A 21,517-nucleotide genomic window follows, 5' to 3' on the forward strand; every position below is an offset into this window, starting at 1 on the left:
GAAGGCGTGTTTCGATGTTTTTTCGTTATTTAAATGATATGAAAAGTTGGATTTTCTTTTTTCTAGTCTCCCTCACAGCGACAGATATATTGCTCTTGATGGATCCAGGAATCGGCGTAGAGTTATCGGCGTTGGTCTATGTCAATGTCTTGGTGCTGATTATGTTTATCGCATTTTTCATATGGCGTTTTCGCAGAGAAATGGCGTATACACGCCAATTGGCCTTGCTCGCAAACGAACCGGCTACAGATTGGTACGAAGCTTTGCCGGAAACTCGGTTTAAGCGCGATGAAATGGTCAATTACGTATTGCACGAAGCGGGAATATCTTTTTCAAAACAACTGAGCGATATTCGACGGACAAATGTGGCGCAAGGTGATTATACGGCAGCATGGGTGCACGAGGTAAAAGCGCCACTTACTGCGATGAGACTTATAATCGAATCGAACCGAGGCGATCTCGCCATGCGAAAAATCGAAGCGGAATGGCTGCGCGTTTATTTACTGGTCGATCAACAATTGTATATTTCACGTTTACCTACTCTTGAAGCGGATTATGTATTGGAATCAGTAGTCACCAAAAACCTAGTCTCAGCTGAGGTCCGGGAACTGATGTCTTGGTGCCGGGAAAAAAATGTAGCTGTCGAATTGGAAGGACTTCATGCGTTGGTGATGACGGATGTCAAATGGAGCCGCTTTATCATCCGCCAGATTTTGACGAATGCCGTGAAATACAGTCGTGAAGGCGGAACAATTTTTATTACTGCGAGAAGCGAGCCAACGGGTCACGTTGTGCTAGCCATACACGATGAAGGTCCTGGTATCCCTGAACATGACTTGCCCCGTATTTTCGATAAAGGGTTCACGGGTGGCACCGGACGACTCCATAATGCAGCAACAGGTCTCGGGCTGTATCTAGCGAAAACAGTCTCAGCTAAACTCGGTATAATGCTTTCGGCGCAGTCCGATCTCGGAAGAGGAACGACAATAGAAATGGCATTTCCGAAAGAAAATGACTTCGACAAAATCCTTACATGACAACATTGTCACTTAGGACACCCTGTTTGTCATGTAAATCAAACGACCAGTAGACTTTCAAACGATACGATATGGATAGAAAGAAAACAGGGAGGCCATTTAAAATGAACAGCACAAAAACAAACAGACAAACTGTACTGCATGCACAAAATGTCAGGAAGTCTTTCGGTTCGCGCGGCAATGTGCAACAAGTATTAAAAGGGATTGATTTACGCGTCGGAGAAGGCGAATTTGTCGGGATCATGGGTGCATCCGGAGCAGGTAAAACGACCTTACTCAATGTCTTAGCCACAATCGACCGTGCCACAGAAGGGACGATTTTGATTAGTAATGCTGATATTTCGAGAATGAAAGACGCAGAACTTTCTGCTTTTCGCCGCGACAAGCTCGGTTTTATCTTCCAGGATTATAATTTGCTCGATACATTGACAGTGAAAGAAAACATTTTGCTCCCTATCTCCCTTGGGAAAATGAAGAAAAAAGAAGCAGAAGCTGAATTTCGCTCGATAGCGGATATTCTCGGCATTACTGACCTTGCTAATAAATACCCACATGAAATTTCAGGCGGGCAAAAACAGCGAACATCCGCAGCACGTGCACTCATCAACCAACCATCTATGGTATTCGCTGATGAACCGACAGGCGCACTCGATTCAAAAGCCGCTTCATCACTACTTGGCACGATGGCCGATGTTAATGAAAAACGCGGGGTGACGATTATGATGGTCACACATGATCCCCTCGCTTCTAGTTATTGCAGCCGCGTTGTTTTTTTGAAGGATGGCAATATCTATTCAGAACTGTACCGAGGAGACAAAACGAGACAAGGATTTTTCCAGGACATTTTAAACGTCCAGGCTGTACTCGGGGGTGACAGCGTTGACACTATTTGATTTAGTCATTCGCAGTATGCGGAAAAACATTAAGCATTATTACTTATACTTCTTTGCCCTTATCTTAAGTGTTGTGTTGTACTTTGTCTTTGCCACGTTGCAATACGATTCGGCTGTTATAGCGCAAAGCGGAGGTTCCATGGGTTCTGCTTTCAAGGTTGCTGGAATCTTACTGATATTTATCGCAGGGATTTTCGTTGTCTATGCCAATGCTATTTTTTTAAAAAGAAGAAGCCGTGAAATTGGACTCTATCAATTGATTGGTTTGACGAAGCGTGTCGTTGCGAAGCTTTTGATTATTGAAAATGCTTTTCTTGGCATAATTGCACTTGTGATAGGAATCGTTGTGGGCATGCTCGTTTCCCGTGTGTTTTTATTGTTGCTTATGAAGCTGATTGGCTATGAAACATTTATTGAGGTCTCATTTTCTACGGCAGCCATTATACAAACGGTGGTTGTTTTCATCGCGATTTTCGCATTGACGACGATTCAAATGATTTACACTGTTTACCGTAATACTTTGCTTGCCTTGTTCAATTCCGATAAAAAAGGAGAGCACCCAAAAAAACCGAAAACAGTTATCTCAGCTTTCTTAGCATTACTCGGAATCGCACTTATTGCATTCGGTTATTGGTTCTCAGGCCGTATGATAAATTCTTGGCTTTTTGTCAATATGCTAATTGTATTGACAGCAACGATTCTTGGAACCTACTTAATGTTCCGAGTCACAATCAGCTGGTTATTTTATCAAATCCGCAAACGCAAACAAGGACATCTTGGATTAATGAATAGTTTATCGCTAGCACCGCTCATGCACCGCCTGAAAGGGAACGCCAACTCGCTAACCATCATCACGGTTCTTTCAGCAATGACACTGACCATGATTGCTGGTTCCTATTCGTTGTACTATGCCACGGAACGAGAAACACGGGCAATGATGCCATTTGATTTCATGTTCGAGAATAATGAAGAGTTCGCGCTAGAAATTAGTGAAGAGTTGAACAGTAGAGGAATTGTATATCAGCATAATCAAGTTGATATGATTGTGGTTCCTGCCATATTTAATAATGACCTATTGCCAACACAAAACGACACTGCCACTGACATTGTTCTCCTTAGCGAGCAACAGCTTCAACACGCTGGAGTGGACGTCACAGCTTCTGTAAGTAGCGTAAGTTTTCATGACGTGAGTATGAGAGGCATTTTGGACTCATCGGATCTCCCTTTTGAAATGGTGCTGATGAACGGTAATCAACAAGTACCGATGTCCATCACTGAAATTGGAGAAGCAAATGTCATTAACTGGTCAGTATTCAAATCACAATTAGTAGTTAATGATGAAACGTTTAATAAACTGAAAGAACAGCTCTTAATTGACGGCGGAGAGGCAAAACTTGAACAGATTGATGGATTTCATATAACAAATGAAGAGGATATGGCAAAGGCCTCGGAACTCTATCAGCAATCGAAGTATAAAAATGGATTACATGTGGATTATTATTCGCGTTATCACGAATCGGTCCAGTCCAATGGTTTACTTATTTTTATCGCCGGATTCTTGGGGTTAGTGTTCTTAATATCGACGGGTAGTATTTTATATTTTAAGCAAATGACCGAAGCGGAACAGGAAAAACAGAGTTATGCGACTTTACGTCAGCTTGGCTTTACCGTGAAAGATATTATGCATGGCATTATCCGCAAACAGGCATTTGTTTTCGGTCTACCGCTCGCTATTGGCTTAGCGCATTCTGTGTTTGCTATTAAAGCTGCATCGTTCCTGTTTCTATCAGATATTACCCTTCCTGCTTCTATCGCAATGGTACTTTATGCATTAATTTACCTGACGTTTGCCGTCCTAACTGTCGGTTATTACCGGAATACAGTTAAAAGGGCATTATAATGCAACGTGCGGAGCCATTGCATCTTCTTTGATGCTCTAAAAAGTTCGATTGTTGGATGAAAAGAAGTAAGGCCTTATCTGAAATAAACAGGCCTTACTTCTTTTCAATTTAATCCAGTCATCAGGCCCTTGTGAAGATATGCGTAATGATTACTGTCCAAGTTTTTTAAGAATTTAGCCAAGATGCTAATATCATTTAACGTTATTACTCATCCTTTTCCTCCTTGAATCTGCTAAAAGAGACTTTTTCAGTGGCCTCGTCTCCTACCTCTTATCAGTAACTTCATATACATTCCCACTCCACACAACAAATGGATAAGCCAGCTTAATGCTAGTACAGAAGAAGAAACAAATAACAATAGATTTTTTCTAACCGGCATGCTTAAATTCCCCTTAAAAATCCCAATAAAAAAACCCACTCTTTTCCCATTATCTAGTAGACTAGAATAAATACTATCATCGTACGCAAATAATTTTTCGAGGTGACCTATGAAAGAACACATAATCAATACCTTTGATTCTCTCGCCCCCATCTATGAACACAGCGTTGATAACACAAGTCTTTATAACAGTGAATACGAACGACCTTCTATGTTAAACCAGCTACCTCAGGACTTAAGTGGCAAACACATTCTTGATGCAGGCTGCGCAGCGGGTTGGTATACCGAGCAACTTATCCTGCGTGGTGCCCGCGTCACAGCAACTGATGTTAGTCCGAATATGGTTGCTGCCACGAAGAGACGTGTCGGAACCCAGGCGGAGGTTTTATGTGCAGACTTGGAAGAGCCCTTGCCTTTTGCGGCACAGTCGTTTGACTTTATTGTGAGTTCGTTAACTCTTCACTATTTACTTGAGTGGACGCCTACGTTTGATGAGTTTCAACGAATACTAAAACCTAGTGGCTGCCTCCTGTATTCTGTACACCATCCTTTTATGGATATCAAGCTATCCAAACACGGGGATTACTTTACAACGGAGCAGGTTATCGATACGTGGAAGAAGGAAGGGAGAACCTTTAACGTTCCTTTATACCGTCGTTCCCTTCAAAGTATTTTAAATGAAACGATGCTGCATTTTACCGTTGAACAGCTGATTGAACCACAGCCGACCAACCAGTTCAAGATAGCATCAGCTGAAGGGTACGAAAAGTTAATGAGGAACCCTCACTTTCTTATTATCAAGGCTTTTCGTAAAGAGGGGAAAAAGAGACGCTAACTGATTATCGACTTTTCAAGTAAAAGGTGGAAATAGATTTATGAATAAAATGTACTTTTTAATTCTAATTTTTTCTCTTTTGGCGACATGCAACCAATTTAGCATAAAAAAACAGATGGCACCTACAAAACAAACCGTCCCCTACCAACCTTCAGCCGAAGATGTAGTTGATCGGCATGGGGAGTTGACGAATCTTGAGAGGTTAGATGAATTCATTAGCAACACAAGGACCGGGACCGTGGATGAGGTGAGACTCGTCAGCTATACAACAGAAGGCGATGCGATGCTTCATGACCTTTCCTATGACGGAAAACAAATTCACTCAACAACAGATTATACGCGAGATCCATATGGTTCTGGACGGATTGAGACAGTAACTTGCCAAGGATTAGATGTAGCTGAAACCACTCAGAATTTAAGGTACGTGCTTACAGGCTGCTTCGAACATTCAATGGATAATAGTATATTACAAATTGAAAAGTAACTATTTTTTGCGATTATCAGTTTGGAGCCCGAACTCGGGGTTCCAATACATCCTCACCTCACGTACAAATTTACAAAAAGTTTTTTAAGCATTCCCTAAAAAAATCTAGTAAACTAGGAATGTATCTATCTTAGATAAGGGAGTTGTGGCTTAAACATATGAATGTTCGTTTTCTAGTTATTTTTATTCTGCTTTCATGTTTTGCTTTCGCCTCGGTTACGACAGCTGCAGTTGTCGAACCGAAGCAGGTGTATACTTACGCCAAAATGGAGCGAGACATTGAACGGCTTGCAAACACGTACCCTGACCTCGTTCGGTATGAAGTGATTGGCAAAAGTGAGTACGGGCGCAATATTTATGCGATTTCCTTAGGAAAAGGGAATTCTACCATATTTGTGAACGGATCTCATCATGCACGCGAGTGGCTAACGACCAATTTGAACCTGTACATGCTTGAGCAATATGCCCAAGCATATCGTAGCAATCGTAGCTATGACGGCGGGCGGTACCCTCTTCGTTCAATTTTAAATAATACGACGATTTGGTTTGTTCCGATGATCAATCCGGATGGGGTTGAATTACAGCAAAACGGCTTAAGTTCTTTCCCAGCTAAGGATCATGCTGCTTTAATTGCGATGAATAACGGCAGTCGTGACTTTAAGCGATGGAAGGCAAACGGCAAGGGTGTCGATTTGAACCGCCAATACGATGCCAATTGGAGTACTATCCGTAACAATACAGGAAAACCGAGTTTTGCTAACTATAAAGGACCTTCCCCTCACTCTTCTAGTGAAACGAAGGCCATTGTCGATTTTACGAAACGAATTGATCCAGAGATGGCAGTTAACTATCACTCTAGTGGCGAGATTCTTTTCTGGAACTTCCTGCAAAGCGGAAGCCAGTTCCAACGCGATTTATCGTATGCTACACAAATTGGTAGAATGACAGGCTACCGCTTGATTCCAGGTGGGTCGAATCCATCAGGGGGAGGAATGACTGACTGGTTTATTCAAGACTATAAGCGTCCTGCATTCACACCTGAACTCGGACGTTACGTGGGAGCAACCAATCTTCCACTCTCTGCCTTTGACCGGGCATGGAAACAGAATCGCTATGTTCCATTATACGTAGCGAAAGAAGGACATAAGCTATACCTTAATCGTTTAAGAGATGTGGCACAACGCGAGGTCGCTAAGGCTGAAGACATCGCTAGCAAACTGACTACTTACTATATTGTGCCAACACCAGCTGATGTTAAACTGAGTCCTGAATTTGAAGAAACATATCTTGATGCAAACTTAGCGATTTCAAAAGCAGCAAGTACTGTCCGCCAGTTAAACAGTGGCAGCTTAAAGAGACATCTAACAGAAAGAATCGAGCGGACCGTTGAATTGAGACGTCGAGCTACGGTCATGATTCGTGCGATTAACCGAGGCGAACTCCTACTAACGCGTTATGATGATCTGGTTGTTGCTCTAAAAGAAGGAGAAGTAACCGATGAGGTGACCGCGGCTTATGAGCAAATGCTCGTTGAAGTGACTCGGACAGAGGATGCGATTGAACGGATTATCGGCGTCGGTAATCGTCGCATTGTGACCCAGGCTTATGTTGAGTTACCAAAAGCGACGGAGCAGTCGTTGCTTCTTGTCTTTAAACGGAATGAATTACTGAAAGAATTAGAAGCAAAGCTAGAAGAAGAGCTGATAGAGGAAGTGGGCGGTTTATTCGAACAGCTTGCTGCCTTCCATATCGAACCCGTAGAACCAATAAAAGCCCTCGTTCTTCAACTAGAGGAGAAAGAACTTGAACTAGAAGAAGCGTATATAAACCTTATTGATAATCGTGTCCTTCAATACGAGGAAGAAGATTTGGCTCAGTTTTAAATAAAAGGCTACTGAAAAAAGTGCGGGTTTCACTTTTTCAGTGGCCTTTTTTCAATGTGCAAAGTGTCGCATTTTTTGAAAGCCCTGCTATAGCAGGGCTTTTTCATAGTTGGGCGAGCGACTGCGGAGCCATTGCACTTCCTCGAAATGCTTTCAAAGGGTTTTTCAGTGGCTTCAAAAATCGCACCTTTTTCAGTGCCCTCTTTTTACCTTTTTGTTATAGTTAATTATTTTATTACTTAATTTATACTATTGCTAATTAAAAAGTTTTATTTTACAATGAAAAATGTGAGTGTTGTAAATATTCCCATTTTTCTCATTTTGGCAACGCTTACGATAATTAAAGAGAGGAGGTCACCGACACTTACAGGTTAGTTGGTTACTAGTTTACAAATAAAAACATGGAGGCTCTTATATGAACAATAAGAATTGGAAAGTTAAAGGAAAAATATTGCTTTTAACGATTCTCATGCTTTTTACCCTTTCTCAAACTGTTTCCGCTGATTTCTGGGATCTTTCTGGCGACCTCATGCTACATGATCCATCAATCATTAAAGAAAACAATACATGGTGGGCTTTTGGAACAGGCGAAGTTGATAAAAATGGACTTCGCGTATTAAGTTCAAGCAATGGAACTAACTGGTCTGCTGCTCCGACTATATTTCCACAGCCGTTATCGTGGTGGCGTCAGTATGTCCCTGATCATACAAGTGCTCAGTGGGCCCCCGATATACAGTATTACAACGGAAGATATTGGCTATATTATTCAGTGTCAACATTCGGAGGTAACAACTCTTTCATAGGTCTTATTTCGACAGAGAGTATCAGCTCTGGAAACTGGAGAGACGACGGACTCGTGATAAGGTCTACTTACTCTGATAATTATAATGCGATTGATGGAGATTTGGTTATCACTCCAAATGGAGATCCTTACCTTTCCTTCGGTTCATTTTGGTCAGGAATTAAATTAACTCGTTTAGACAAAAACACGATGAAGCCAACCGGACAGCTTTACTCGATTGCCGCTAGACCAAATGATCCTGAGCATGCGATTGAAGCACCTAATATTACTTACAAGAATGGGTACTATTACTTATTTGTATCTTATGATAAGTGCTGCAAAGGTACAGACAGTACGTATAAAATTGCTTATGGACGATCGGCTAACGTCACTGGTCCATACGTTGATAAAAATGGCATCAATATGCTAAATGGCGGGGGAACCATTATAGAATCAAGCAATGGCCGCTGGATTGGACCAGGTCATCAAGATGTTTATAACAACATTATTGTTCGTCATGCCTATGATGGCCAAAATAATGGAATGCCTCGTCTACTTATTAATGACCTCTACTGGGATACACAAGGATGGCCTACCTACGATAAAAATGCAGCAGGCATTTTAACTGGTTCAAAATATAAGTTAGTTAACCGAGCATCTGGGAAAGTAGCTGAAGTTACTGGGAAAAGTACGGCTGATGGGGCTGATGTGGTTCAATGGACTGATAATGGGGGGACGAACCAACAGTGGACAATTACTGACCTTAATAACGGCAACTATAAATTTGTGAATGCAAATAGCGGCAAGGCGTTGGAGGTTTTTGAATGGAGTGCAAATAACGGCGGGGATATCGTTCAATATTCAGATTTAGGCGGAAACAACCAACAATTTAGTCTTGTTCCACTTGGAAATGGATACTATAGAATAACAAACCGACATTCTGGTAAATCGCTAGATGGTTATGGCACTTCAAATGGGTCAGACGTTTTACAGTATGACTATCATGGTGGAACGAATCAGCAGTGGCAGCTTGTGAAAGTGAACTAACACATAAACAAGGGTTGTGTTATAAGGTGGGTTTTAACCTTATGACACAACCCCTTCATATGTTATTTTGTTATTGGACCGTTTTCTTTCCCCATATCGCTTCACCGAACTGCTGTGAATAACCTGTGAATATGAGAGTCTCATTCCAGTTCTCCCAATCCCACGCAGGAGCTACAATCACATTCTCGACCCAATAATCATCAGGAGCATCGCCAGGAGCATGATAGGATAATTTTAATGTATTCTCACCGACCAACTCCCAGTAGTCTTCATCTGAAGCATCCCCTATCTTCCCATCTGGTAAAAGAGTAAGGACATCAGAAGAAAGCATGCGATCATCTAACCGATCTAAAACGATCTTTTCCCAATCGCCGACAAGTTGTTTTTCAGTTACCTTTTGCTCAACTTCTCCTGCATACCGTTGTGGTGATATTGCAGGCCAACCATCTTCTGTCCACAGTACTTTCCTTACATGAAGATGCGACCAATAAATATCATCCCCAGCTCGAGCATTATGAACGAGAAAGTAATCATCTCCATCCTTTAACAAACCATTGTGCCCCGTCCCTTGCCATCCGTTATCATTATTAAACGCATAGGATCCGACGATTTTGGTTCCGACATCTGGGGAACCTGTGGTTGTTTCAATATCAACAAGATCATTCCCATTATAGTCGGTATAAGGACCAGTAATCTCTTTAGACCTACCCACTCTTACATTGTAGGTATCCTCAAGCCAACCATAAGAAACCGTTAAATAAAAATAATCCGTATCTGCATTGTACATAATAGCAGGACCTTCTAAAGCTTGATGGTTTTGACTTCCTTTATTTGCAACGAGCGTTCCCTGATTACCGGGGTCCTTTAATTTTCCTGTTGCTTGATCTAATTCAGTAATGAATAAACCGCCTTCGTAGGAACCGAAGACCATCCATGGTTCGCCTTCTCTATCAAGGATAATACCTGAATCGATTGCATTTACTTGGTTGTCATCGCCAACTTTCGACTTAAATACTTCACCTTGATCCTCCCAAGGCCCTTCAATTGAAGAACTCGTGGCAACCCCGATATAAGAGTTTTTCGTTCCAAATTCCGAAACAGAATAATAAAGATAGAATGTATTATTCATCTCAATCACATCAGGAGCCCAAAAAATTGATGCTCCATTCGTCCATTCCTTTGCTTCTTCAGGAACAGCGTCAAAGACTCGACCAACAAACTCCCAGTTAATTAAATCTGGTGATTTCCGTAACATAATACCAGGTTTAACTTCTCCTGCAACCATATAGTCAGTTGAGAACACATAATACCAATCATCAACCTTGATAATTTCCCCATCATGTGTATTGTTTGTAGTCCATTTTGATTCATTATGCATAATTGCTGTATCAACTTTGGGAATAGGTTCCTCCGCTGGTGGGGCAGGCATGACAAGCTGATTACCTTCCCCATTTAATCCATAATACGTAAACAAGCCAATAAAAAGAGAAATAATGACAATGGTGATAATAATCACTCTTTTTTTCATGGAAGCATTCTCCTTAGTTCAAACATATAAAGTCTTTCATAGAAAAGGACTAAATAGAGAAAGAGGTTGCCACTCTCGCTGACATCCTCTTTCTTTGGTTATCTTAATAGGTGCTTATTTTTACTAACAACCGGCTTTGCATCTGGAACCGGCTCCCCAAAAACAGGAAAACCTTGAGCATCCCAAGTAATCACTTGAGCTCTTGTGTGGCGGTTCGGATCATAGAGGGGGTCTCCCTCAATCTCTTTATAGTTTCTCGCATGGTAAACCATTACATCTTGTAAACCATCTTCGGAAACGGTAAAGCTATTATGTCCAGGCCCATACTGCCCTGTTTTTTCATTCGTTTGAAAAACAGGTTCAGGGTGCTTTATCCAAGAATTCTCATCAAGCAAATCACTTGTATCCGAAGCATGCAAGAAACCCATGCAGTAGTTATAATCCGTCGCACTTGCAGAAAAAGCAATGAATATCTTATCTTTATGCTTTATCACAGCTGGTCCTTCGTTCACTAGAAAGCCAATCTTTTCCCAGTCATATTCAGGTGTAGTAATCATCACCTGCTCACCAGTAATCGTCCAAGGATTACTCATTTTTGCAATATATAAATTTGAATTCCCCTCAATTTCAGGGTCTTTTTGTGGCCAAACTAAATATCTCGTTCCTTGGTGCTCGAACGTTGTAGCATCAAGAGCAAATGACTCCCACTTTGTTTTAATTTGCCCTTTTTCTACCCATTCACCCTCAAGAGGATTTGCTGCTGCATTTTCTAAAACAAACATACGATGATCAAACAATCCTTCATTTGTCTCAGCCGTTTTTGCTGCGGCAAAGTAGATGTACCATTTTTCATCAATGAAGTGAATCTCTGGAGCCCAAATATTTGCACTCATTGGTCCTCTATCATACTTCCACCATACTGTTTTAGCCTCGGCTTCACCTAATCCTTGAATAGACTGAGCTCTACGAAGTTCGATACGGTCATACTCAGGTACGGACGCGGTAAAATAGTAGAATCCATCTGTGTGTTTATATACCCATGGATCGGCACGTTGCTCGACAATAGGATTTTTATAAAGCTGATTTTCCATCGTTATTCTCCTTATTATTGTTATTTAATTAATGTATTTGTAAACTATACTACAAAAAAATGATGAATACAATTCATATTATCCTGAATTAAGATAATATGAATCGTTAATTATTCTTAGCCTTTAATACCCGAAACCGCAACCGATTCAATAATCTGTCTTTGGAAAATTAGAAAGATAATAATAATTGGTAACATCGCTACTACCGACGCCGCCATAATTAACGGAAAGTCATTTTGAATCGCATAGTAGGCATTGAAATTAGCAATCATCAATTGGATTGTCATTTTATCTGGACTAAATAGATAAATGAGTGGTCCTAAATAATCATTCCATACGGCCATAAACCATAATATAACCTGTGCCGCAATCGCAGGTTTAATAATCGGGAGAATGATTCTCCAATACGTACCAAACATCGAGCTCCCGTCTATGGTTGCTGCTTCAATGATTTCATTTGATATTCCATTTAAATATTGTCTTAAGAAAAACAGCATAAATACATTCCCAAGCATTTGTGGAACAACTAATGGTAGTAAAGTATCAACCCAGCCTATCTGCGAAAAAACCAGAAACTGCGGAATCATAATGACCGGAAAAGGAATCATCATTGTTGCTAGTAACCCAAGGAAAATACCTTCTTTGAACGGAAACTGCATTTTTGAAAATGCAAATGCCGCTAAACTTGTCGCAAAGGTTCCGAATAAAATAATCGGCACTGCCATGTATAAACTGTTCAAAAACCCTAAATGAAGTGATGCCTTTTCCCAAATTTCAATATATTTTGTCCAAACAAAAGGATCAGGAATCCACTTTGGTGGCATAATTAGCGTATCTCTATTCGTTTTTAATGACGTTGAAATCATCCAAACTAAGGGCGCTAACATGAATATTGCACCTGTGGTAAGTAATAAATGAGCTAAGCCATTTTTAATTCTCTTACCTGTGCTCCGTTTCATTACCTTCACGTTCGATTTTTCACTAACCTGTATTTGACCCATGATTCTCCCCCCTCTTCTTTACTCATGCACCCATTTTGTTGATAGCTTAAATTGAATGTAAGTCACAATGAACATCAGAATTCCAAGAACCCATGCTAGTGCACTGGCATAACCCATTTCATAATATACAAAAGCTTTTTGCCAGAGGTAAAAGACAATCGATGCCCCAGCATAATTTGGTCCGCCATCAGGAACCATGATTTGGATCTCTACAAATATTTGGAGGGAGTTAATAATCCCTGTAATGATTAAAAAGAACGTAATCGGTGTTAACAATGGAAGGGTGACAAACCTGAATTTATGAAGGAAATTCGCACCGTCAATTTCAGCTGCTTCATATAATTGCTTTGGTATATTTTGCAATGCAGCTAAATAGAAGATAATGGTTATACCGATCCCTTTCCAAATTCCCATGATAATAATTGCTGGCTTAACAAACGATTCATTGCGAATCCAGTTAGGCCCTTCTATTCCAATCAAACCTAAAAAGTGATTCATTAAACCATATTCCGCGTTATATATCCATTGCCACAATATTGTAATGGCTACTAAAGAAGAGATCGCAGGTAAGTAATAAATGACACGATACCATGCTGTTCCTCTTATTCCTTGATTCATCCAAATAGCAATTATTAAGGAGAGAAACAGACCAATTGGAACCCCAAGCAGGTAGAACACGGTATTCCCAAGCGATGTCCAAAAACGAGCATCAGAGAAAATAGAGATATAATTGCTTAGCCCCACAAACTTTGCCGGTTGCAAAATATTCCACTCTGTTAAACTAATGTAAACGGAATAAAGCATTGGTCCTGATGTAAACACAACAAACTGAAAAAGCAGCGGCAAAATAAATAAATATGCGAGCATTGTTTGTCTTTTTTTCAGAGAATTCACCTTTTTCACCTCACAAATTTTTTTGTAAATAGAGAGAGGGTAGAAACGTTTTTATCGTTTCGTACCCCTTTGTAGACTAGATTATTGATTAGCTCTAGCGTTTTTCGCTTTTTCAATTGAATTATCTAGTAATCGTTGAAGCTCCGGTTTGACATCATGTACATATTCTTCGGCTGTTTTTCTACCTTCATAAACATCTACAACGGTTTGAGTAAAGTAATCGAACCACTCTCTATCATATGTTAATTCGTGAGGTAGGGGCTGTGATTGTTCTTTGATAACATTTAAGAATACTTCCTTACTCTCTGGAGCGAAATCTGTTTCTAAATACTCTGTTTCTGCCATGTCAACCAAGTTTGGAACTTGTGCCCCACGGTTCATTAAGTTACGTTGAGCATCCTCATCTACAGTTAAATAAGCAGCAAGGTCAAAAGCTTCTTGCGGATGTTTTGTTTGTGCAGATACCGCAAATCCTAAAGAACCAAGCCAAGTCCGTGATTCACCAGTATTTGGACTTGCAGGCCAAGGCATTAAGTCATAGTCAAAGTCTAATTCCCAGAAAGCCGCTTGATCCCAAGGACCCATCGGGAACATTGCACTCGTACCATTCAACCATCTTTGGTAACTGTTTGTTGAAGACTCTTGCTCTTGAGAAGGTACAACATTATGAACCAAACGAAGGTCCGCAACATATTGTAATGCTTCAATAAATTCAGGCTCATCAATAATAATTTCCGTAGCATCCTCATTTAACCAATGGCCACCATTCGAATAGACAGCTGGCTCTAACCACCAGAAGCCTGCGCCAAATTGGGCAATTTCTTTATTATTAAATCCAGCTTCATCCGGATGTTTTCCACTTTTATCAAGGGTTAATTTCTTCGCAACTTCAATATATTCATCCCAAGTATAAGGCTCTGTGCTACTTGGATACTCAACACCAGCTGCATCAAATAAATCTTTGTTATACGCATAAGCGAATGGACCAACATCTTTCGGAAGTGCATAAATACGCTCATCTACTGTATATCTTGAAATTCCACTTTCCCACATATTATCTAAATCTAATACATTTGAATCGTTTGCTAAATCTGTAATATCAAGAACTCGGTTTGTATCCACATAAAAGTTTGTGTCTCCAGCACCTAAGTAAAAGATATCCGGTGTTCTGTTACCAGCCATTAATGTTTGTAATCTTGTACTATAATCATCGCCCGGTGTAACTACAAAATCGACACTAACATGAGGGTTCTCTGCTTCGAAATCAGCAATAATCGTTTTATAGATTTCTTCCTCATGTGGCTGAGCCCAAATATTAACTGAAAGTTTTACTTTTTCAGGTGAATCTGAACTTCCACCTTTGTCTGAAGAATCTGACCCACCAGAATTACTTGAACAACCCATTAAAGTAACACTTAAAATCAATAACATAACCAAACTAGTAAACCATTTCTTTTTTATCATCTGAATAACACTCCTTTGACATTGTAATGTAAACGCTACTATTAAAGACAAATATAATCTGAGACTCTAAGTGACTCAGCCTTTGGAAATTAGGTTAAGGTAGCTTTTTTCCGAATATGCATGTACCTGTATTGTCCATACCCGTAAAGACTAAAGTTTTCTGATTGCTTTTCCAATCCCATGCAGGAAGAACTTTAAGTTCAATACTAAAATTAGTATCTTCTTGATATATTTGCACCGTTATGTCATCTGTCTTCTTCCACCTGAAAGCTTTTCCGTGAATATTTACATCTGCATTTTCAAGGAATTTGAAGTCGAATGATACGTTGATACCTTCTATTTCTCGTCCAAATTCGATTGCATCCCAGTTCCCAAGTAATTCATTTTCTTCAATTACCTCAAGCCCCTCACCGGCATAGCGCTCTGGTGATACAACTGGCCATCCATCTGACGTCCATACTACTTTACGAATATGCATGCAAAACAAATCTTTCCTATCAAGCATTCTTGCATGATGACAAATATAATAGTGTCCTTCATCTTCTAATATTGAGTTATGACCAGGAGCCATCCATCCATCTCCATCACGGAACGAATATCCTGCCAAAATTTTGTTACCGATATCATCGGAGGGTCTATACTCGTCATCATTCAAGTCTCTTCCGTTATAATCAAGAAACGGACCTGTTATATGTTTTGAACGACCTACTCGGACATTGTAATTTGAAAACAAAGAGTCATACGAGACAAACAAATAGTACATATCGTATTCAGGGTGGTAGACCATGTAAGGCCCCTCTACCGCTCCTTCTTTTGTTTCATTCTCTCGTTTTGCAATACAGACTCCTTCATTTGACTCAATTGGTTTCCCGGTTTTCTTGTCAAGCTCTATTGCATAGATACCACCGAAAAACGAGCCGTATATCATAAAAGGAGTGCCTTTTTTATCTAAGATTAAATTAGGATCAATGGCATTTGGCTTATTTTCCTTTGAGGTTTTAAACACCTTACCCCGGTCAACCCATGGTCCTTCAATAGATGAACTTGTTGCAACACCGATAAATGATTGATTGGTTCCAAATTGAGAAGCACAGTAATATAAGTAATACTGGCCATCCCACTTTACAACCTCTGGTGCCCAAAGGCCTTCTGCTTTTGTCCATTCATATGCTTCTTGGGGTACACCATCAAGGGCATGTCCTACCCATTCCCAATCTACTAAGTTCGTAGACCTTCGAACTTGAGCTCCAGAAGCTATCTTACTATTAGTTGAACTTGTTTTCGTATCTGTTGAAAACACATAATAGTATTTTCCATCTTTAATAATTGATGGATCATGTGCATTGTAAATCGACCATTCACTAACATCATCACTTAGAGCGCGTTCTATTTCACTTAAGTAATGAGGAGGCTTAAACGGACCTTTCACCAAATCCCTCCTAAAACTATGATTAATAATTATATTAAATCTAACATTATTCAATTAATGTTTTCATTAACTTAATTAACCTAATTATAATTTTAATTGTATGCGCTGTCAATGTAATTTTTCATAATTTCTCAACTTTTAATTTTATTGTTATAATATTTATTGTATTCTTTTCAACACCGAAATACCCTTACTAATTAGTAAAAGATACTCTATACTTACTATAATACCAATGTATCTACTCAATCCGACAATTACTTGACCCTTTTAAAACTCTCAAAATCCCTAAAATGTATATTATATCCAAAAAGTCTCTCAGAAACCTACTTCCTTTTTCCAATATAAGTATATTATACATTTGATTAATATATTTATTGTGTATAAGGGGGATAAATCGAGAAACGTCAAACTCGGCTGGAAAAGTGGTTTAACTTTTTTCTAACGATTATTATGTTTGTCTTATCTATCACTTATATGAAAATTACCTGACATTAGCTTAAAGATTCAGAACGATACTCTAAGAATGTTAATACCGCTTTATTGGAGGTGTTTAAGGAAACACAAGAAGGGATCATAATCATTGCAGAAACTCAATGAAATTCAAAACTGTCACAACGGAAGAGACAAGAGAGATAGGGCAGCTAGAAGTAGGTAAATCGGAGGGCACTGGAAAAGTTCCTTTAGCAAATTCGAGGAAGTAGCAATGGCTCCACACGTTGCGCGCATGCTACGAGAAACCCACTCATAGCAGGCTTAAGACAAAGCAACGGTTCCGCTCATTGCTTAAAGGGGCACTGAAAAAGGTGAAAACCGTACCTTTTTCAGTGCCCCTTTAAATCGAGGGTTTTATATAGTCTAACCTAAAGATACATGACCTCAGCTCAAGGAGGTCATGTATCTTTATTCATATATTAGCTAGAGCAGCTTTTACACTCTTATTATATTTGCAGGTTCCATCCACTTAAAAACATCCCCATATTTATAACCATATGGAAAATGACTGCAGGGTAGATACTGTTTGTTTTCAAAATGCTCCATGCATAGAGGAGGCCTCCAAGAGAAAAAAGCACGCTTAGTACAACGGGATTCCAATGATAATAGCGGAAGGCCGAAGCCTGGACTAGTCATTAAATTCGCATTAAAAAACGAAGGTATACTGTTTGAAACTGAGCAAGCGGGATACCATTTATCGTTTACATCCAGCTCAAACGACGGAAAATGACTGGTACCAACTTACTAATTCCTCATAAGGGAGCGGTTTGCTAATGAAATAACCTTGTATATAATCAATTTCTAATTTTTTTAGAACCTCTAATTGATCATAAGTTTCAACACCTTCTGCCACAACTTTCAAAGACATAATGTGAGACATATTAATGACTGCTTGTACAATAGAGCTGTTTTTAATGTCAGTTGTGACGTCGTCAATAAATGACTTATCAATTTTTATAGTTTGTATCGGTAAATCTCTCAACAGGGATAATGATGAATAACCTGTACCGAAATCATCAATAGCAATACTCACGCCTATTTCTATTAATTCCTGAAGCATTTTTCTACTATAACTTATGTCCTCAAGCATCGTAGTTTCGGTAATTTCTAAACATAAATCTCCCGGGCAACAATCTGTTTCCTTCAATATCGATTCTACACGGTTTACAAAACTAGTATGATTTAATTGTCTTGATGAAATGTTTACAAATATTTTAAGGTGAGGAAAACCCATCCCCTTCCATAGGCTGTTCAAATGACAAGCCTCTTTAAGAACCCACTCACCTATTGGTATAATTAGACCTGTTTCTTCGGCAAGTGGTATGAAGTCCATTGGCTTCACCATTCCGAATTCAGCCGACTTCCATCGTAATAATGCTTCAACACCGAGGATTTCACCTGTTTCTATTTCATATAGAGGTTGATAATGTAATATAAATTCGTTTCGTTCTAGTGCTTTTCTTAAATAACTTTCCATATTCAAACGATCGAAATTATAATCATTTATTTCTTTATTGTATAATTGAAGTCTATTTCTTCCTTGGGCTTTGGCATTATACATCGCAATATCCGCTTGTAGCCTCAGTGTTTCAGAATCTAAACTGTTATCAGGATAAATGCTTAATCCAATACTACTTGAAATATGATACTCTCTGTCTTCGTCTAAAAAGGGTTCATTCAAGCTTGCTACAACTTTCAATCCCAATTCATAAGCTTCTTCCACACTGTGAATAACAGGCATAACGATAACGAATTCATCTCCACCTAACCGCGCTATTAGATTGTCTTCATTAGCAATGGAACGAACTCTTTCTGCCACATACTGAAGTAACCTATCACCAGCTTGATGACCATAGCTATCATTAACTATTTTAAATCGATCCAAGTCAAATAACAGAAGAGCAACTTTGTTATAGTTTTGATTTGCTTCTTCTAATAAGATGATTAGCTGTTCCTCAAAGTACAATCGGTTTGATAGTCCTGTGAGTGTATCCTGATAGGCGAGCTCATTTATACGTTCCTCTGCCTTTTTTCGATTCGAAATATCCATTATTGACCCAAGTACTTTTGTAATTTCTCCGTAAGAGTCACGCTGTGCTTGTCCGGTAATGTACATCCAAATATAATGACCTTTTGTATGGAGAAACCTACACTCTACTTCAAAAGGGGAAGAGTGCTTAAGGTGTTCTTGAAAACTTCCCATAACTTTTACTCGGTCTTTTGGATGAATCATTTCTATTATTTCAGCGAAATGAAACTCAAAACCGTTGTTTGAATAACCGAGTATATGGTTAATCCCACCTCGGCTTGAGATTTTTTTTGAAAGAAAGTCTAACGTCCAGATACCATCATACATAATGTTAGATATAATCTCTAATTGCTCGGAATAAGACTTTATTTCCTCCGTCATAGAGGCCCGAAGTAGGGCTGATGCAAAGAAATTCGCTAGTTGATACGTTGTATTTAAAGGAGTCGCTAGCGTTGTCATATCTGCTAAGCCAGCAAAAGCAAAAACCCCTAACTCTTTATCGTCTTGGACGATGGGGATAATAATCATTTCATTTTCATCTTGCATAAACGTCTCATTATAAAGGACGTTCTCCAATGGAAATTGAGTAGGCCCGCAATGTCCAACTTGAATATTTTCTTGTTTATTATGTTCAAAATCCATATTAAACTGAGTTACTTTTAGTTGTTTGTTATGATTTGTGTCCCATAATCCTAATAGACCTTTACGAAATGGTGTATGGATTAACCAGTTCATTTCAATAATGTCTTTATAATTGCTAGATTGCATTAATTGCCCTAAATTAAAATTTCGCGCTACCATATTTGTTAAGTGTTCAATCGTTTCGGAAGGCTCATAATCCCTTGAGGAATTAACGCTACACCCACAACTTTCTCGAAAAACAGGAAAGGCCTTAACATTAGAAAACGAACGACGCTTATTTTCGTTATGTAAAATATCAATTAAAACTAATACAGCTTGTTCGCCAATTTCCCTAATAGGTAAATGAATTGTAGATAAAGAAGGGTTTCTAGACTTAGCGGCGGGACTATTGTCAAATCCGATAATTGCTATATCTTCAGGAACACGTATAGTATATTTTCTAAAATGATGGATTAAGTCTAGTGCAATATTATCGTTCACGGCAACAATAGCTGTACATGGTAAACCTTTCTCTACCATATCTTTTACAATATCACGAGGATGGAGTTCCAGAGTATTGCAAAACCACGCCTCGTTATACTTTATCTGGTTAGTATTTAAAGCTTTAACATAACTAGTAAACCGTTGATTCGCATCATAAAAATGTGAATCTCCTACATACGCAATACAGTCATGTCCGTGTTCCACTAAATGACGAATGGCACACTCCATCATTTCTTCATTATTGATTGAAATTGTATAATCGCAGTCTAATAACGTATTTATCCCGATAATAGGTTTACCAGCTTTTCTTATTTGTTTTAGATAGTTATTATCTACGGCATCCATAATCACAATCCATCCGTCGACATAATCTAAAGCATAGGTATGTGAATAATTGCTAGCAGATGTTCCGAACACAACGACTTTAAAATTACACTCTTTCGCTTTTTTTGAGATATTTATTAATAAATTGCCATGATAAAACCCATCTAAAACAGGTGTTAACACACCGATAGTCTTTTGCATTTGTATCACCTTCTAGTGCGTATTAATAAGTACTGGAATGATTGATAGACTGGATTATGAAACCTATAGATTAAAATAGTACGTTGTTTCTTTTATAGGTAACGTTAAGAATTGATTTATAATAATAAAAAGACCTTAGCTCTTCATGCCTTTTGAGCTAAGGTTATTAAGGTCGTTACACTAATTTCCGTTTGGCAATGATGATTCCATCTTGATCCGCATACGTATACTGGCCTGGAATCCAATCAATGCCGGCAAAGTGAACAGGGATATCCTTCTCTCCTGCTCCTTCTTTGACACTCATAATTGGGTTTGTCCCTATTGCGATTATACCAATGTCCATTTGATTAATTTGATGAGAGTCTCTAATACAACCATATACAATGATTCCCGCAATCTCTCTCTCAACTGCTTTCTCCGTTAATTGTTTTCCAAGAAGAGCGCAACGGCGCGAACCAGAGCCATGAATAATAATAACACTACCTTTTTCAGCAGTATCGATTATATTCTCCACAAGTCCGTTATCTTCATAAACTTTTATCGTGACGATTGGTCCAGAAAAAGCTTTGCTATTACCAAAATACTCAAACAGTGAACGTTCGGCTACATAAATTTCATCTTGATGCTTATCACATAGCTCAGAAGTATAAAAACTCAACCCTATCCCTCCTAATGTATCCTAACGAATCCATAAATCTT

The 21,517-nt window shown here is 39.1% G+C and carries 16 protein-coding genes and 1 pseudogene; 8 read left to right on the forward strand and 9 right to left on the reverse strand.

Features of this window, described 5'->3' with window-relative positions; translation table 11 throughout:
- Positions 1-14: 14 nt before the first annotated feature.
- The 8 genes and pseudogenes from CEF19_RS08345 (at position 15) to CEF19_RS23725 (ending at position 9,240) form a co-directional block, all read left to right on the forward strand.
- Positions 15-1,037: a sensor histidine kinase gene (locus tag CEF19_RS08345; RefSeq protein ID WP_227521955.1), complete on the forward strand. Its 1,023-nt coding sequence runs from the start codon at positions 15-17 to the stop codon at positions 1,035-1,037.
- Between the two features lie 104 nt (positions 1,038-1,141).
- A complete protein-coding gene (locus CEF19_RS08350; RefSeq protein ID WP_100405668.1) occupies positions 1,142-1,930 on the forward strand; it encodes an ABC transporter ATP-binding protein in 789 nt (262 codons plus the stop codon).
- Entirely contained in the window at positions 1,917-3,830 is a 1,914-nt protein-coding gene (locus tag CEF19_RS08355) for an FtsX-like permease family protein (protein WP_100405669.1), read from the forward strand. Before CEF19_RS08350 ends, CEF19_RS08355 begins: the two co-directional genes overlap by 14 nt.
- Before the next feature lie 489 nt (positions 3,831-4,319).
- Entirely contained in the window at positions 4,320-5,045 is a 726-nt protein-coding gene (locus CEF19_RS08365) for a class I SAM-dependent methyltransferase (RefSeq protein ID WP_100405671.1), read from the forward strand.
- 40 nt (positions 5,046-5,085) lie between these two features.
- Entirely contained in the window at positions 5,086-5,529 is a 444-nt protein-coding gene (locus CEF19_RS08370) for a DUF4362 domain-containing protein (RefSeq protein WP_100405672.1), read from the forward strand.
- Between the two features lie 158 nt (positions 5,530-5,687).
- Complete coding sequence (locus CEF19_RS08375) at positions 5,688-7,412, forward strand: M14 family zinc carboxypeptidase (protein ID WP_100405673.1); 1,725 nt, start codon at positions 5,688-5,690, stop codon at positions 7,410-7,412.
- A 469-nt stretch (positions 7,413-7,881) separates the two neighbouring features.
- A pseudogene (locus CEF19_RS08380) lies at positions 7,882-8,793 on the forward strand (glycoside hydrolase family 43 protein); the annotation flags it as partial.
- Positions 8,794-8,811: 18 nt separating this feature from the next.
- The gene (locus tag CEF19_RS23725; RefSeq protein ID WP_227522086.1) at positions 8,812-9,240 is read left to right on the forward strand and encodes an RICIN domain-containing protein; all 429 of its coding nucleotides are present in this window, start codon (positions 8,812-8,814) and stop codon (positions 9,238-9,240) included.
- A gap of 70 nt (positions 9,241-9,310) precedes the next feature.
- Here the strand turns inward: CEF19_RS23725 and CEF19_RS08385 are convergent, their stop codons facing one another.
- The 9 genes from CEF19_RS08385 to rraA all read right to left on the reverse strand — a co-directional run bounded on the left by CEF19_RS08385 (position 9,311) and on the right by rraA (position 21,476).
- Positions 9,311-10,768 (reverse strand): arabinan endo-1,5-alpha-L-arabinosidase, encoded by a 1,458-nt coding sequence (locus CEF19_RS08385; protein WP_100405674.1) that lies wholly within the window; start codon positions 10,766-10,768, stop codon positions 9,311-9,313.
- Between the two features lie 98 nt (positions 10,769-10,866).
- Positions 10,867-11,859, reverse strand: coding sequence for a glycoside hydrolase family 43 protein (locus CEF19_RS08390; protein ID WP_100405675.1), 993 nt, complete (start codon positions 11,857-11,859; stop codon positions 10,867-10,869).
- 116 nt (positions 11,860-11,975) lie between these two features.
- Positions 11,976-12,818 carry a carbohydrate ABC transporter permease gene (locus CEF19_RS08395; RefSeq protein WP_100408252.1) on the reverse strand — a complete coding sequence of 281 codons (843 nt, stop codon included), beginning with the start codon at positions 12,816-12,818 and terminating at the stop codon, positions 11,976-11,978.
- Positions 12,819-12,878: 60 nt separating this feature from the next.
- Positions 12,879-13,754: a carbohydrate ABC transporter permease gene (locus CEF19_RS08400; protein WP_227521956.1), complete on the reverse strand. Its 876-nt coding sequence runs from the start codon at positions 13,752-13,754 to the stop codon at positions 12,879-12,881.
- Positions 13,755-13,835: 81 nt separating this feature from the next.
- Complete coding sequence (locus CEF19_RS08405; protein ID WP_100405676.1) at positions 13,836-15,218, reverse strand: ABC transporter substrate-binding protein; 1,383 nt, start codon at positions 15,216-15,218, stop codon at positions 13,836-13,838.
- Positions 15,219-15,312: 94 nt separating this feature from the next.
- Positions 15,313-16,647, reverse strand: coding sequence for an arabinan endo-1,5-alpha-L-arabinosidase (locus tag CEF19_RS08410; RefSeq protein WP_198510262.1), 1,335 nt, complete (start codon positions 16,645-16,647; stop codon positions 15,313-15,315).
- A gap of 938 nt (positions 16,648-17,585) precedes the next feature.
- Complete coding sequence (locus CEF19_RS08415; RefSeq protein ID WP_227521957.1) at positions 17,586-17,717, reverse strand: CPBP family glutamic-type intramembrane protease; 132 nt, start codon at positions 17,715-17,717, stop codon at positions 17,586-17,588.
- A 134-nt stretch (positions 17,718-17,851) separates the two neighbouring features.
- The gene (locus tag CEF19_RS08420) at positions 17,852-20,818 is read right to left on the reverse strand and encodes an EAL domain-containing protein (protein ID WP_100405678.1); all 2,967 of its coding nucleotides are present in this window, start codon (positions 20,816-20,818) and stop codon (positions 17,852-17,854) included.
- A gap of 175 nt (positions 20,819-20,993) precedes the next feature.
- On the reverse strand, positions 20,994-21,476 hold the full coding sequence (rraA, locus tag CEF19_RS08425; RefSeq protein ID WP_100405679.1) for a ribonuclease E activity regulator RraA: 483 nt from the start codon (positions 21,474-21,476) through the stop codon (positions 20,994-20,996).
- Between the last annotated feature and the right edge of the window lie 41 nt (positions 21,477-21,517).

It is taken from the genome of Bacillus solitudinis (genome assembly GCF_002797395.1).
GTDB lineage: Bacteria > Bacillota > Bacilli > Bacillales > Bacillaceae_D > Halalkalibacter_A > Halalkalibacter_A solitudinis.